Below are 15,566 nucleotides of genomic sequence, written 5' to 3'. Positions count from 1 at the left end.
AAAATATCGAGTTCGCACATCTTGTTGTCTGGTTATTGATTTTTTGCGAAACCATTTGATCATACGACAAGATGTGTATCTACCTTAACTTGATGATTTTTATCAAAATCATTAGGGGATTCCTCAGCGCTTGATGTGATTCTTATCTTGATGAGATCTCGCTAGCGTATAGGTGGCTATGGCATTTAGGGCAGATTGGTTTACTAGGTAGCGTAACTTGCCACTGGCATTGACATATGATGCACTCAAATTGAGCTGAACGCCTTGGCACAGGTGCTGGCTGGATATCTTTCATTGCTGGTTGCCATGAGTCGGTACGATGAAGCTTGGAACTCCTTGGGTTGCGATGGCGATGTTGGTCATTATGAATGCTCGGAGTCGGGGGAGGAGTGTACTGAGTTGCTTTTAAGGATAATCGCTCAGTCGCTTCTTGCGCCAATTGAGCGTAGCGTGGGTGAAATACCCACGATTTAGATTCGACATCGTGTTGAAGGTAATCTTTCAGTCTGTCTAGTTGCCGAATCCCTGAGACTTTATCACTTGTAAATAGGTGATGTGTATCATCCAGCTTGATTTCGAGTATACCGCATTGCCTGTTATGTGGAGTGAGCAATTCACTTGGTAGTGGACGGTTTGGGTGGGTAAAGTAAATAACAAAGGTGAAATTACCGACTTGGCCCATTACGTCTACAATACATTTCTCAAACGAAGCTTCTTTATCGACGTTATCAAGTAAGATGGTGGATGACTTAGCAACCAAAAATTCTTCTTTGAAGCACTTTCCTTTCACTTGTTTTGTTAGAGAACTCCTGTATTCAGGAAGAACAATAGCTATACCTGTTTCAATCACTTGTCTCGCCATCATGCGCACAGAAACAAAAAAAGAAAAATCACATTCTTTATCAGTTCCTTCAACCTTGCGGCTCGCATGAGCAAAGTGCCATTGCTTTTCTTCACCTTGTCTCGCAATCAGTGGTGTATGGCAAGAAGGGCATATACAGCCGCAATTTTTCCCTCGCACAACATCTGCGACATCAACGAATGTCTGATCTTGAGTTCTTAAGCCGAAAGGCACATGTTGAAGCATCATCAAAACGTGAATAACTCTCAATTTAGCGACAGTATGTACTGATTTTAGGCAAGAATGCTTTATAAATATGTTAGATAGGTTATGAATTGTGCCTTTGTTTTCGTATTGTCTTTTGTACAATCGATGATTAACTGCATGAAAATGATGTAATTGTCGGGGCTAGATATGGATGAGCTTGAGCTAATTGAGCAAAAGATTCATGAGCTGAAAAAGGAGCTGGATCAACTTGAACAGCAGAAGCAGCGTCTATTGACGCAGGAAGCGATTAACAAGAAGCCTGTATGTGAAATGTCACCTCAACAAAAACTGTCTATCTATCAGAGTTATTTTAAAGGCAATACTCAATGCTATGCGCATAGGTGGCAGAATCAACAAGGTAGAAGTGGTTATGCGATCGCTTGCGAAAACGAGTGGCATCAAGGTCTATGTGGCAAACCTAAAATAAAGTGTTTGGAGTGCCCCAATCAAGCATTCAAGCCGTTAGATGATGCCGCTATGTATGCCCACCTTACTGGCAAAGAAGTTGTTGGTTTGTATCCTATGCTAGCGGGCAACACCTGTTGGCTACTTGCGGTTGATTTTGACAAAAGTGATTGGCAAGAAGCTTCTCTTGCGTATGTCGAAGTGTGCAAACTAAAAGGTATCGATTGCTTATTAGAGCGATCTCGTTCAGGTCAGGGAGCACATGTATGGATTTTCTTTGCACAAGCGACTGATGCAAAAGTGGCTCGACAATTAGGGTTCTATTTGCTTGATGAAGCCATGAAAATTCATGGCGCTTTGTCATTTGATTCCTATGACCGCCTATTCCCCAACCAAGACGTGTTACCTATCGGTGGAATTGGGAATCTGATTGCTTTGCCGTTACAAAAACAAGCTCGTGCAAACGGAAACTCGGTGTTTGTTGATCAGTCGTTTACACCATACTCTGATCAATGGGAGGTGCTAGCGTCTATGGGACGACTATCTATTGAGAAAATAGAATTACTTCTCGAAAGCAGAGTGGAGTATCGAAATGATGCCGAGGATGGTGTATCAGTTAAGCCCTGGGAACGAACAGTGAAAACTAGCGTTGCCATCCCAGACAAACCTAAGGCGCTGGACATCGTTCTTGCTAACAGATTGTACTTACCGATAAACCAAGTTCCGAACCCTTTAATTGCCCAGTTTAAGAAATTGGCATCCTTTTCGAATCCTAAGTTTTTCAAAGCTCAAGGGCTGCGTTTATCTACCAACGGAATTTCACGTTTTATATGTTTGGCGGAGTTAGACAGTGGTTATTTGAGCTTGCCGAGGGGCTGTTGGGATGAAGTAAAATCTATTTGTTCAGAATTAGGTATTGCTCTCCAAGTTACGGATAATCGTTTTGTTGGCCAGGTGCTAGCAGACATGACATTCGTTGGCTCTTTGCGCTCAGCGCAAAGTAAAGCGATTGATGAGCTAATGCAGCATGACATCGGTGTCCTTCATGCTCCAACTGCCTTTGGCAAAACGGTAACGGCAATCGGTTTAATAGAAAGACGAGGAGTCAATACCCTGGTCTTAGTGCATAACAAGCAGCTTGTTGACCAGTGGCAGGAGCGCTTAAAAGCTTTCACCCAGGGTATCGAGATCGGCGTATATACAGGAAGTAAGAAGAAACCAACAGGACAAGTTGATATCGCGACTTATCAAAGTTTGATAAACAGAAGCGACAATAGTGTTCATGCACTGGTGAAAGAATATGGCCAAATTATTGTGGATGAATGCCACCATCTATCAGCACCACAATATGAGCAGGTGTTATCTGAAGCGCATGCTAAGTACGTCGTTGGGATTAGTGCAACACTTGAAAGACGAGACGGGCATCAACCGATCATATTTATGCAAGCAGGTAGAGTAAGGCATAGCATAAAGTTAGACCGAAACAATCGGTTTGCTCAGGTACTAGATCGCCGAGAGCTGACCCTGGAAGTGCCTTTACATTTATCTTCGAATGAACCTCAACCTCATATTTCTGAAATTTATCGTTGGTTAATGCTTCACCCTGTACGTAATGCCGCTATTGTCGATGGCATTCAAAACGAAGTCGCTAATGGCCGAGTTCCGATCGTATTAACCGAACGGAGAGAGCACGCCAATATCATTGCTGGTTTGCTTAATGATGCGGGGATCACACACCAAATATTAGTGGGTTCGATGAAGAAAAAGCAGCAAGCTGAGGTTATGTCAAAGCTAGATAGCACACAAGTCGTTGTTGCTACAGGACGTTTTGTAGGAGAGGGCTTTGACCTTCCACGCCTAGATACTTTGATATTGGCGTTGCCTGTGTCTTGGAAAGGGTCGTTAATCCAATATGTAGGGCGAATACAGCGTGATTACAAGGGAAAAGAGGAGGTGAAAGTGATCGACTATGTTGATGCAAAAATTCCAATGCTGCTCAGGATGTTCAATAAGCGAGAAAAAGGGTATCGGGCACTTGGTTTTTTATCAGAATCAATAATCCAAGAGCAATTGATTTAGTCTTGGTTTTACCTCGATATCTAACAGGGTTCGATAAACGCCAAGCACTTCTACTCAAGTTACTTGAAGGTTACTTCTGTACAAGGTAATTATTGGACGTGTTGTTTAATTTTTCGGCACTAAGATTTAGACACTAACTTTTAGTGTCTAAATCTTAGTTTTCTTTAAATCATTGAAATTATTTGTTTTTTTAATTTTTTTGGTTGGTTTTTTTTGATGAGACAACCTCTCTGAAGCTGGAGAGAGTGTAATTGTACTATCGTGATTAAGGCATTTTTATGAGCAAGCCGACTTAAATGATAGTGACGTTGCGCTAGATGGAATTATCAACTTGCTCGATTACGGTATCTCTACCAACACAGGCAAGGTAATTTGAAGTAACTGAAGCCCTCACAGAGCAGTTGGAAGAGATCATTGGTGACGAGCAGGTTGACCTAGACGGAAAGTATTAGAACAACCACTATTTGAGGCTGCACAGCATAAAACTGTGCTTTTTAAGCGGCATACGCCGCAGTAACGAGTGATGGACATCATGAACAATAGCTTTCTTGCAGTGTATTCTCTAATTCTTTGCCGAGAATAATCTCAAAGTCAGTAAATACAGCAATAGGGCGGCAAGCGCTGCCTTCTTCCTCGAACTGGATGAATCCTTTTGATGATAAGTCGTCGAGTGTTCGTGAGAGTTCGTGGATATGATGACCGCTAATCTCCGCAAGCTCAGCTAGGATTTCAGGTTTTTCTCTACTGATCAGAAGCATTAGTTCGATATTTTCATTACATAGTAGCTTTGAAGCTTCATTGAGTGACGTGAACCAAAATGTGGGGAGATGCTTGCATTATCCGACTCGTGTTTGGGTATCTCAGGCAAAGGCTGATAACTTTCAAACGCTACTGTGAGAACACTGTTCTAGCTGTTTGTTCTCCCACTAAATACATGATTTAACTCTATGTATTAGGTCTGGTAATTGTGCTTTAATGCATTTTGATGCTTATTAGGAGGAGTTATGGCTCGGAAGAATGATGGAATTATTTGGCATTTGATGGATGCGCCGTGGTGGGTGAGTATTTTGTTCTCAGCAGGCATTTATGTTGGTTTTACATCCTATTGCCTGGCTTGGCGGCTCGCAGTGATAACTTCATCTTCAATGCCATTGGGCCGAATCTCCCGAAAATGGCACCGTATTTTGCTTTTTTGTTTTTAATTCCTGCTCCCATTGCATTCTTTAAGCAGTATCAGCGAAAGCATAATTATCTTGCGACGACGTCTCAAATCAGAGCACACAAAAACACGACTCCGCTCAATTCCCTCAGTTGGATTGAATTTGAAAGCTACATTGGCGAGTACTTTAAGCAGCAAGGCTACGATGTTAAACAATCTTTCTCAAAGCAGGCTGATGGTGGGGTAGATATTTGGTTAACTAAAGACGGCGAGTTAAGTCTTGTACAATGTAAGCACTGGAAAGCTAGAAAAGTCGGAGTTCAAGTCTTAAGAGAAATGTATGGTGTGATGATCGACAATCGTGCTAGCAAAATGATCATTGTAACATCGGGAGATTTTACTTCTGAAGCTATCGCTTTTGCTCAAGAGAAGCGCCTGTGGTTGGTTAATGGTAGCGAGCTAGTCCACTGATTGAAGATGGACGCAGCTTTATGAATAAGCCAGTCATTGGTGAGCCTACACCCGAGCCTCATTCCAAGGTTTGCCCAAACTGCCAGTCTAACCTTGTGATTCGTGTTGCTAAAAAAGGTCGTAATTCGGGTAAAAGTTTCTATGGTTGCTCTGCGTATCCCAAGTGTCGCTACACTTGCGACTGTTGAATGTGAGTGAGGATTCAAGCAGTCTAACCGTATAGAAGGGTGTTCTCAGAACATAAAAGTTAACCTATTGAGCCTAATTTCCAACTGAAAATGCTATTGCGAGAACACTGTTCTCGCTCAAATCATCAAAAACTAAAGTTTGCTCATTTCATTGATAGATAAAAAGCCCTCTCAGTGCAGAACTCTCTGGTGAAAAATGTGTTACCCATTATCTTTCATAAGTGGGTTTGTCAGAACCAATGGGGTAATGAACGTAAGCTCTGAAACACCTTTGCCCCAAAATTAGTTTCGCATACTACAACTCAATTACTCTACGGCTTGTTTTGGAGTACTTTTCATAAGGCGGCTAACCTAGCAGTAAAACTTGATTATGCTCTGTGATCTCGGTAGTTATTACAGGGAAAAGCATTGAGTAAGGAACGTTCCACGCGGTATTTTGGACAAGTACTACCGCCCGTTTGGGGTTAAGCTTGCTAATTTGTCCGATGTATTCTCTGTTGTCTTTGTTGCTAATGAATCCGACGGTGCAACCGATAGAAAGCTCTGCTTTTGACATCCCCTTGATGTTTAGTGAGACAATCTCAGTTTCAATATGGTTAAGATTAAGGTGATAGAAAGGGATCGACCAGCGCTTTTGAGTATCATCTTCTTGAATGTCTACGCGACTACGCCCAATCTTTAAAATTGAGCAAGGGATAGCGTGGTTTCTGACGATACAAAAATAATCCACTTTCATTCCGACTTGAATCTTCCGTTTTAGTTGCTTTGTTCGCTCAGGATCCTCAAGCATCTTTTGTATTGCTGACTGTAATCGGAAAAGCTCGAAATCAGAGGCCGACTCAAGTTCTTCAAAAATCTGTTGGATTTGCATATAACTATCCTGCATAACGGGTGAATCCATATAAAACCATATCAAAGTAAGGATACAGTCTGTGCCGTGTTTAATACGTGTTAGCAGACCTCGTAACACGTCTTTGCCCCAAAGTTTCTTAGAGCAATTTGTTGCGACTCACTATGAACGTAGAAAATTTGAAGGAAGCTATCTTAGCTTTTCTAACATTAAGATACGACAAGAGCCACTAGAAGTGGTTCTATTACGCGCTACCTGCGGTCAATACTCTATGAGCGTAAGAGAACAGGGCTATTTGAATTCATCTATCTACAAGTGGAGCCGAAACCGCGTTTCTTATAGCAAGTATCAGAAGTATATGCTTGTAATCTATCGAATTCAAATCTAGTTGTTCATAAGCTGTGACATCATGCAGGCACTGCTGGCAAACTTATGTCCAAAAATAATTTATAAATTGTTTGCTATAGCCCCTGTATTAGCCATTAAAGAAGCCCACTCATTTCTGGCACGCTGTCGGCTTGCGCTAGCAAGTATTCACACTCTGTTTGGATGAGTGAGACACATAGTTCTATGTGTTCACGCTCTCTATCATCAATTCCTTGATCTTCGGTAAGGTCAATTGCTTCCTTCAGGGCATTTTTTATAGCACCAACGGTTTCTACCATTATGGAAGCCATTTTGGTGCCTGAATAACCCAGCAGAGCGCCGAATTCAGCTAAATCATAGCTGGTGATAGGGCGTTTGAAGTTACCTTTCGGCGGATTTTGAAAGTCTTCACTTTCCCAATCTCCAATCGACATTGCAAAATATTGAGGTATACTGGCGGCACGCCCCTCATCAGCAGACAACTTACCGCTTCGTGAGTTGCGTTTTGTTCCCTCTTGAGCGATAGCTTCTATGTTTACTAAATCATAAAAAGGGGTTAGTTCCAGCCCTTTAGGGGTGACGAAGAAGCTAATATTTTTACCATGGGCATCGTAATTTAGCGTTGCTAGATTAAAGAGCATCCATTGGGTAAGCTTTAGATTGGTGATTACCGTGTCTATGGTTTTGACGCTCAGTAGGCGTGGGAAAGAAACGCCATCACGCATATATACGCCATCGCCTTCATCCCCATTCTGACGCTCGTATTTGTAACCTGGAGGTAAGTCAGTTGCCTGACAGCCATCAATCACATGTTTTCTTTGAACGACATCACGAGTCTCGATATAGGCACGATCGAACCGTTCTATGATCAGTGTCCTAGTCTTGCCAATGCGAGTTAACTCAACATTAGCGACGTCCAAACATGCTAGCTTGGCTAATGTCATGCAAAAGAACTCATTAACAGCAATACATGGTGCTTTACCGCTTTCAAACTTCAGAATGTAGTTCGAACTCAATTTGCCTTCACCAAACCCCCATTCACCACCGCGCTTAAGTAAGTTTAACTTGTTTTGAACACCTGCAACCGAAAGGCGAACCTTACCGTCCCAATACACTAATGGCGCTAGATTTCGCTCCAGTCGTTCTATTAGTTCATCATCAGGTACAGATCTAAAACTGGTTTCCCCTGGTTCTGATTCTGGAACTCGAAAAGACAATGCGCCAGATGTTTCCGCACCAAGCTTACGAATCAGCCCGAATGTATTGCTTTTGGAGATAGTGGTGTTTTGTATCATCTCCTCAAAGGCTTCTCCTTCAGGAAGGAGATTTCTGAGGTAGTTCTCAATACTACGTGGCGAAGCCCGATCATCGAAAGGGATGTGTGGCGAAATTGGGAAACCCGTGTGTTTCCATTTATCTTCATAGATGAATGAGAACTCTGTTTCTGTTCCGACAGGAAGAATCAAACGACCAATTTTGGTACTCGTACCGATAAACACGTCTAACTGTTGTAACTTACTCATACCAACCGTCCTTATTGCTTCTCACGCTGTTTTCAGCTTGGGTGGGTATTTGGCTATGTGGACGAACAAATAGGTTTAAATCGATAAGGCGTAACGATAGCCCTAAGATATCCATGAGGACGAGTACATTGGCAAAGGTGACACTGGTATCGCCTTTTTCTACCTTCATGACGGTTCTACGAGATAAGTTGGCTTTTGAAGCGAGATCATCAATACGCCAGCCTCTATCGGTGCGCTTTGAGCGAATGGCGCTCCCCAGCGTTTCCATGCTGAACTCGGTATTAAAATCAGGCATAGGTTGTGCCTTTACCATCTTACCTTTTTTCATAAGTGCCTTTTAATGTACTTTTGTCATTATTGGGTTCGCCTTAATACATAAGTTCACTATAACTCACTTTTGTCGTGACTGTATAAGAAATTATTTATAAGTGCAATTTAAGTCACTTGTGGTTGGTTTGCGAGTTCAATCTCTCTCTTTGTTCTCTATGAGAGAGCTTTATCAGCCAGAACGACATATTTGGCAACAGCGGAGTATTCAGATTAGTATTGGAAGAAGACGGAGAAGAGTGAGTGATCGGGGCTTACCTGACCCATTACCTGACCCAAAATCGTCAGGTACAAAAAAAGGTTAGTAAACACTACGCTTACTAACCTTCTGGAATATGGTGGCCCCTCGCAGACTTGAACTGCGGACCAATCGATTATGAGTTAGCCACTAACGCAGGAAGTCTAGGAAAACCGAGGTAAATTAAGCGTAATTAAAAACACATTAAAGTATTTACTAAACAGTAGTTTAGCGTAGTTTTGGTAAAGGTGTCAAAACTAGTGACTGTACCTCTAGTGTACCTTTCTTTGTTTATTGTCCTGTAAGCGCATCATAAACCCCGCATTCTAATCGTCTAGCCCGAATAATAAGATCAAACCTCCAACCCAAAGCAGCAAAGGAGATTTGAAATGGCCAAACGACGCACTAACCAAGAATGGCGAACCCTGTTCGAACGCTATGAATCCAGCCAACTATCACAACGATTATTCTGTGAACGTAACGGCCTCAGCCTTTCCACTTTTTATGCTAAGCGCCAACAGTTAAAGCACATCGAAAAACCGAACACGGTTGGCTTTGTTAAAGCAGAAGTCGTTGAAAAGACCACAAAGTATCAAGCCACTCACCTTGCCGTTGCCAATATGACCCTGCTCGTCAATGATGTTGAACTGAGCATCCCACAAGGCACGCCAGCGACCTATCTTGCAGAACTTATCGGTGCGCTGTCATGAAACGTATGCTCAGTGCTCCCGAAATCTATCTCTATCGCGAAAGCGTCGATTTTAGAAAGTCCATCAACGGCCTCGCTGCGATTATCGAAAATGACACCGACTTGCCCTTGGGCAGCGGCGCACTATTCCTGTTCACCAACAAACAGCGCGATAAAGTCAAAGTGTTGTACTGGGATAAAACAGGCTTTGCTCTTTGGTATAAGCGCCTTGAAAAAGCCAAATATAAATGGCCTTCCAAAGAGAAAAATGACGTGTTTACTCTGACTCATTTCGAGCTTGATAGGCTGCTTTCAGGCTTCACGATTATCGGCCATAACCCCGTTAAAATAGAAGATTTTACAATGACTTAATCGATAATATAGTCTTATCCACCAAGCGTTAACGGCATGATTTTAGTATGATAAATGCCATGAAAAAGACGCCAAATATCAACCCAGAAAGCCAAGATGTTGCCGAGCTACAAGCGATGGTGAAAGCGCTGTTGGCGTCAGAAATCCAATTGAAACAAGAGCGCCAATCGCTGCTTGAACAGCTCAAACTTGCCTTCGACCGTCAGTTCGCTAAACGCTCGGATGCGTTAAAGCCTTACAATGAATCCCAAGGTGACCTCTTCAACGAAGCGGAGTGTGAAGCTGCTAAAGAAGAAGAGGTTGACGTTGTCACAACGACCATCACAACGAAGAAACGCGGTAAACGCAGACCACTGCCAAAGAGCTTGCCTCGTGAGGTTATCGAACTCGATTTAGACGACGATGAAAAGCAGTGCGCTTGCTGCCAACATAGTCTGCATAAAATCGGTGAAGACCGCAGTGAAAAGCTTGAGTTCACGCCAGCGGTACTCAAAGTGTTGGAATATGTTCGTCCTAAATATGCTTGCCGCCAATGCGAGCAAACTCAGGACAACAGCCGCATTGTTCAAAAGCCAGCGCCGCAAAGCATTATCCCTAAGAGCTTCGCCACAGAAAGCTTGTTGGCCAATATCATCCTCGGCAAATACCAATACGCGATGCCACTTTATCGACAAGAGTCGTTGTTTACCCAGTCGGGTATCGAACTCTCACGAACCACGATGGCAAGGTGGATTATCCAAGTCAGTGAGAAGTTCGCCCCGCTTTACGCGGCCTTGAAAGCGCACCTACTCGAGCAAATAGTGGTTCAGGCGGATGAAACGCCGCTCAATGTGCTCAAGGAAGACAAGCAATGCTACATGTGGCTCTACTGCTCGGGTGCGGACTCGCCAGATGCCGCACTCCCTAATGTGAAAAACATCGTCTTGTTCGACTACCAAAACAGTCGCGCGAGGTCGTGTCCTGTTGCCTTCTTGGGCAACTATGGTGGGTATCTGCAAACCGATGGCTATGGTGCTTATGATGGGCTTCATCTCATCACCAATGTCGGTTGCTTCGCGCATGCTCGGCGCAAGTTCATGGACGCGAAAAAGCTTCAAGGCAAAGGCAAGTCAGGCAAAGCGGACAAAGCGCTGGCCAAAATCCAGAAGCTTTATGGGATAGAATCCCGCTTAAAAGGTGAGTCTGCAGAAAAACGAAGAGCAGAACGCCAGGTGCATGCCAAGCCGATACTGGATGAGTTATACGAGTGGATGACAACTCAGAAAGTGCTTGAGTCTAGCCCGCTGGGTAAAGCGATAAAATACACGCTCGGTCAGTGGCCGAAGCTGATCCGCTATATCGATGACGGTCACTTATCGATAGACAATAACCGTGCTGAACGCGCAATAAAACCGCTGGTTATTGGGAGAAAGAACTGGCTCTTCTCGACCAATCCCAATGGAGCGGAAGCGAGTGCGATGCTTTACAGTATCGTCGAGACCGCGAAAGCCAACGGCCTTATCCTTTACGACTACATTGTCAAGTGCATGCAGGAGTTAGCGAAAGCGGAACCTGATATCGATGCACTCCTGCCTTGGAACTTCAAACACTAACAATATCGCCCCGTGGGTTCATGGGGCGGATACGTTTTGACATAGCATAATATCATTAAAAATAATGTTGTTATGCATAATGGCGAATAATTACGATATGGTCAATTATTGTCCTTTGGATTTTTGTGCTAACTCAATTTCTCTTTGGCATACTTTGATGATTGGTTCAGTTCTTAACCCTAATTCTTTGTTTTTGCTTCTTTTAAGGGGCTTAAAGTCCAGGAAGTAGTCGAATGCTAGTTCACGAGGACATGTGCGTATGGTGAGTATTTTAAACTTAAGTGGTGATTCTCTCGATAAGATTTGAGCCATAGTATTCAAATAACATTAGAGGGAATGAGGATATAACAGCAACCTTTTTCTCTGGTATGTGTTTTTCAATCTGTGTATTGAAAATAATTAGCTGTTCTATTTGGTTTTTAGGAAGCTCTAATAAATCAGTTATTAAGTAGTTAGCTCTAATTAGATGCTGGTTTATAATTTCCTTCCAAGTTATTAAGTCATATAATCCCCAATTAAAGTAACGAGGATTCAATGTTTCGTTAGTATTTATCCATTTTTTGTATTGATCTAATTCTTCGATGGAATGCAATATCTCTAGAGGTGATTCATTAAATTGGTGCCGTATAGCTTCAACCATCGGATAGCTAACACAGAGAAGCCCTCGGTCTTGTGAATCATTAAATGTTTTAAGCATTTCCGATAGTTTTTCATCATTTGCATTACTACAATGACAGTCATAATCAAAAAATAAGTAAATGTCACTGATTTTACTTGGATCTTCAATAGCAATAACTTTCTCTTCTTCTTGTAAAAGAGGCGTTTTTCTTTTTTTTAATTGTTCAACAATAAGTTCGTATGTATCAAAGAATTCATCTTGAGATACAGATTCAAAAAGTTGATAAATATTGAAGCCATAAGATGCACGTAGAATTACTTTGTCACCGTCATTTAGGAAGTGTTTACATAGATTTTCTGCAATATTTTGCTCGGTTTTCTGACCTTCAAAAATGCATAGTACATAACTACTCATCAAAAGCTCCAGAACGATACATTTTTTCTAGATTGTGCGCTTTTCTAATTTCTCTACTGGTGAGTTGGTGTAGAGGCTTGAGTCCATTTTCTTCGAGAACAAAGTAACAGTCTGGCCGCAGGATATCGTTAGACATTAGCGAGCTGTTATGAGTAGTAATTATAGATTGGCAGTTTGTGCTGGAAATCTTATCTACGATTTTTCTAGACAATGAAAAATGGTAGTAAGCATCAAACTCATCTATATAAGCAAATGAAATTTCACCAGAGGAAAGCTTTAGATACCAGTAGTAAAAGTTTCCCAGAGAAATAGTTCCTGTCGATGCGGCTTGAGAAAACTCTATACTTTTCTTCCCAAAATCAAATTCAATTATTTCTTCTCCTTTGACTCCGGACTGTTTAAGTTTACAACTAACTCCGGATTCATTGAGGAACTTTTCGAAATCTTCAAGTTTACTTTGCTCAATAATAGATTGAGATACTCGTTGCTGAGTTAATGGCTGTCCATAGAACTCTTGTGATTTTGTTAGTGTTCTGAAAAAAACCATACCATCAACAAAGTTTATAAATTTCTCAAATATATTATTTATTTTGTTGTCATCGAGCAAAGCATTTGATTTTAGGAATTTTATAGGTGATATATTTCTTCCACTAAAATCATTCTTTAGAGTTTCTGAACCATCTAGATTAAATGTAGCGAGGTTTGAATTTCTACGATCAAATTCAATTACCAATTTATCATTTATCGATAGTTTCTCATAAATGGTCGTGTCACAATCTTCTTTACCGTATTTATAAATAACAGTATAACCATTAATGCAAAACTCATAGATAAATTCGGCCATGCCAGAATTTAATTTAGCATTTAAATAATTTTGTTTTAGACCTGAACTTATGATGTTATCAGTTAGATGTGCAGTAATATCAAGAATCGCTAGGCCAAGGTTAGATTTACCACCACCATTTACGCCATAAATAACCCCATGCTTCACAGTGTCATTTTCCACAACATGGCTGTTGAACTCATAAGAGCGCTCGCTTTTTAGATCGATTTCAAACCAATCTTCAAAGTTTCTAAAGTTCTTAACTGAGAGTTTTACTAGCATTATGTAATCCAGTGCTGATGGTGATAGTTCTCGCTGACTATAGCACGCCATGTAACAGCCGTAAAAAAATTACGGCTGTTTGTATGCTGGAGAATGTGTAAACTTGGTCACTGGTCCCAGTAAGCCGTACTTTTCTAATAAATTGAACGTCCGTAGGTCCCCGTCAATAAGCTAATGAGCTTTGTTTTATATTGAGATTGTCCTTATCTCTTAGAACGTAGGTGGAGATTAATAAAAATGACATGATAACGAGTCGTTGAAAAACTGCGCTACATCTTCCAGATGCGTTACGTACACGGCAATGTCATTTTTATATTGCATCCCGTACAAAAGCTCTTCTCTTGTTTGGGGCAGTGGTATTTTAGGAATTTCGCCTTTGTTTGAGTAAGGATAACGGCGCAAAGTAAAAACGTCTTTGTTCAATTCAATATCGGCTTTAAGTGAACGCTGGAATTGTTCAGCGTACTTTTGTTCTAGCCAGGCCGCATCTTCTGGATAGTTGACTGTGATTTTATGGTATATCTTTGCTAGATCGTGAACATTTTTCGTGTGTTGGACTTTGTTCGCAACACTTCCATTCCACATGACAGTAGTTTTTATGCTCTTTAGAAAGCATTCGATAGCCAGCGCCAGTAAGATGTAGTGGGAGTTTGAAGTTACGTGATTTTCTTTCAGTATTTGTGCAGATTCGTAGTATTCCCGACCGTATGTAAACAGCCCGAAATCGACCATATTTTCTGTTGTTGAATCACTCATGGTTACCTCTGATTTTTATGTGACTTCGAGCTATACCTCTTTTCCAACTCTTCTCGCATCTTGGCCGACGCATCTTTCATGTCCTGGCGCAGATCTTCAATTTCTTCAGGTGTGAGTGGTCTTGGTCCATCCTGGTCTAGGTAGTCAGAACGAGATGCTCTGGCTTCTTTTTTCTTTCTCAGCTCTTCTCTGGCCCATTTTGACGACTCCTGCATATCGTTCCTCAAGTTGTCCTTTTCGGCTTCTGTGAGGGGGCGTGGTGGCTCTGTATTGGGTGCTTTTCTTTTCATGCTGCGTCTGACTCTCTCGATGAGATGATTTTGGTGGTTTGAGGCGATTACCTTCCTGGCGTAAAAACTATAATCTCACCATATGCTCAGGTGCTCAATATGTGAGCAGATCATGCAGCCAGGTGACCAAGCTACCAATGGGAGTCCAGAGGGGCTTGCCCCTTTGGGCATAGCGCAGCGTAAACCTTCAATACCTACTTAAAAAGTTTATTCATGGCGAGGGACGAGGCATGAATAAACCAGTGATAGAGCTTAACCGTTAGGTTAATGAAGTAACCACTTGTTATACCGGATTCTTTTATCAACTCTCATTTTTTCGAAACGCTTGTAGATACATCAAAACGGAGTCTGTTGAACAGACTCAACTGAGTTATGTCAGAGGGATACGGTGCAAGATTTTAGATATGTTCAGGGTGAAATTTGAACGTTAGCATTGGTGGCTGATTTGAAGGCGTGACAAGTCGACCAAAGCTAATTGGCATGGAAAATTAAGGAGTGCTAATGAGTAGGTGCGTATCTCAAGTCGAGCGGTGTTAAGCCTGTATCAAATTGCCCCTGGAATGATTCTGTTTGTGTGGCTTCGTCCACTATCGCTTTAACTCGCTTCTCCTGGGCCATTTTACTAAAGTAGGTAGGCCATACGTTACACCGACCTGACTTTTTTAACCGCTCTAGTGCATGGTTTCTTTGTTCATCCAGCCAGCCCGACTTCAAACGAAGCTCTTTCATCAGTTTCATGGTTAACCACTTGAGTCCAGCCGTCCCACGAATTTGACCGTCTTGGTTACGAATATCCATGTTGGCACTGTTGAGGTAGCCCGCTTGCGTTAATTTATCGATATAACGAAACCAAGAGGATTCAGGCATTGTTTCGTTATACATTTTTTCATACCGCTTGATCATGGCTCGGTGTTTGACTGGATCATTAAATGCGGTCTTTGGGACTCCAATGCGGAATGTTGCCCAATCCATATAACTGATTAGAACCGTTAAGACCCGAAACGCTCTGACTCTTA

Annotated in this window: 13 protein-coding genes and 1 pseudogene; 5 read left to right on the top strand and 9 right to left on the bottom strand. The window is 41.9% G+C overall.

Annotated features, from left to right (window positions below; all coding sequences use genetic code 11):
• Positions 1 to 142: 142 nt before the first annotated feature.
• Positions 143 to 1,090, bottom strand: coding sequence for a competence protein CoiA family protein (locus FKQ60_RS15510; protein ID WP_170905489.1), 948 nt, complete (start codon positions 1,088 to 1,090; stop codon positions 143 to 145).
• Positions 1,091 to 1,255: 165 nt separating this feature from the next.
• Between FKQ60_RS15510 and FKQ60_RS15505 the strand changes: the two genes are divergently transcribed.
• Positions 1,256 to 3,592, top strand: coding sequence for a DEAD/DEAH box helicase (locus tag FKQ60_RS15505; RefSeq protein WP_170905488.1), 2,337 nt, complete (start codon positions 1,256 to 1,258; stop codon positions 3,590 to 3,592).
• A 1,004-nt stretch (positions 3,593 to 4,596) separates the two neighbouring features.
• Positions 4,597 to 5,410 (top strand): annotated as a pseudogene (locus FKQ60_RS15500) (restriction endonuclease).
• A 346-nt stretch (positions 5,411 to 5,756) separates the two neighbouring features.
• On the opposite strand, the gene FKQ60_RS15495 reads toward FKQ60_RS15500, so the two are convergent.
• The 3 genes from FKQ60_RS15495 to FKQ60_RS15485 all read right to left on the bottom strand — a co-directional run bounded on the left by FKQ60_RS15495 (position 5,757) and on the right by FKQ60_RS15485 (position 8,477).
• Positions 5,757 to 6,281, bottom strand: a complete 525-nt coding sequence (locus FKQ60_RS15495) for a hypothetical protein (protein ID WP_170905487.1) — start codon at positions 6,279 to 6,281, stop codon at positions 5,757 to 5,759.
• Between the two features lie 461 nt (positions 6,282 to 6,742).
• Positions 6,743 to 8,149 (bottom strand): HipA domain-containing protein, encoded by a 1,407-nt coding sequence (locus tag FKQ60_RS15490; RefSeq protein ID WP_170905486.1) that lies wholly within the window; start codon positions 8,147 to 8,149, stop codon positions 6,743 to 6,745.
• The gene (locus FKQ60_RS15485) at positions 8,142 to 8,477 is read right to left on the bottom strand and encodes a helix-turn-helix domain-containing protein (protein WP_170905485.1); all 336 of its coding nucleotides are present in this window, start codon (positions 8,475 to 8,477) and stop codon (positions 8,142 to 8,144) included. Before FKQ60_RS15485 ends, FKQ60_RS15490 begins: the two co-directional genes overlap by 8 nt.
• 626 nt (positions 8,478 to 9,103) lie before the next feature.
• Here FKQ60_RS15485 and FKQ60_RS15480 point away from each other — a divergent pair.
• The 3 genes from FKQ60_RS15480 to FKQ60_RS15470 are packed head-to-tail and all read left to right on the top strand — an operon-like array spanning position 9,104 to position 11,366.
• On the top strand, positions 9,104 to 9,424 hold the full coding sequence (locus FKQ60_RS15480; RefSeq protein ID WP_004394070.1) for a hypothetical protein: 321 nt from the start codon (positions 9,104 to 9,106) through the stop codon (positions 9,422 to 9,424).
• On the top strand, positions 9,421 to 9,774 hold the full coding sequence (gene tnpB, locus FKQ60_RS15475; protein WP_170905484.1) for an IS66 family insertion sequence element accessory protein TnpB: 354 nt from the start codon (positions 9,421 to 9,423) through the stop codon (positions 9,772 to 9,774). The genes FKQ60_RS15480 and tnpB overlap by 4 nt, the downstream gene beginning before the upstream one ends.
• A gap of 59 nt (positions 9,775 to 9,833) precedes the next feature.
• Positions 9,834 to 11,366, top strand: coding sequence for an IS66 family transposase (locus tag FKQ60_RS15470; protein ID WP_170905483.1), 1,533 nt, complete (start codon positions 9,834 to 9,836; stop codon positions 11,364 to 11,366).
• 277 nt (positions 11,367 to 11,643) lie between these two features.
• Here the strand turns inward: FKQ60_RS15470 and FKQ60_RS15465 are convergent, their stop codons facing one another.
• The 5 genes from FKQ60_RS15465 to FKQ60_RS17505 form a co-directional block, all read right to left on the bottom strand.
• Entirely contained in the window at positions 11,644 to 12,399 is a 756-nt protein-coding gene (locus FKQ60_RS15465) for a hypothetical protein (RefSeq protein WP_170905482.1), read from the bottom strand.
• Positions 12,392 to 13,504 carry an ATP-binding protein gene (locus tag FKQ60_RS15460; protein ID WP_170905481.1) on the bottom strand — a complete coding sequence of 371 codons (1,113 nt, stop codon included), beginning with the start codon at positions 13,502 to 13,504 and terminating at the stop codon, positions 12,392 to 12,394. The genes FKQ60_RS15465 and FKQ60_RS15460 overlap by 8 nt, the downstream gene beginning before the upstream one ends.
• 228 nt (positions 13,505 to 13,732) lie before the next feature.
• Positions 13,733 to 14,260: a hypothetical protein gene (locus FKQ60_RS15455; protein WP_170905480.1), complete on the bottom strand. Its 528-nt coding sequence runs from the start codon at positions 14,258 to 14,260 to the stop codon at positions 13,733 to 13,735.
• Between the two features lie 2 nt (positions 14,261 to 14,262).
• Entirely contained in the window at positions 14,263 to 14,550 is a 288-nt protein-coding gene (locus tag FKQ60_RS15450; RefSeq protein WP_249374199.1) for a hypothetical protein, read from the bottom strand.
• 498 nt (positions 14,551 to 15,048) lie between these two features.
• The gene (locus FKQ60_RS17505) at positions 15,049 to 15,432 is read right to left on the bottom strand and encodes a hypothetical protein (RefSeq protein ID WP_249374297.1); all 384 of its coding nucleotides are present in this window, start codon (positions 15,430 to 15,432) and stop codon (positions 15,049 to 15,051) included.
• Between the last annotated feature and the right edge of the window lie 134 nt (positions 15,433 to 15,566).

This window comes from Vibrio sp. A11 (assembly GCF_013048705.1).
GTDB classification, from domain to species: domain Bacteria; phylum Pseudomonadota; class Gammaproteobacteria; order Enterobacterales; family Vibrionaceae; genus Vibrio; species Vibrio metschnikovii.
Note: the sequence above shows the minus strand (reverse complement) of the source record. Positions and strands in the feature narration are given on the sequence as shown.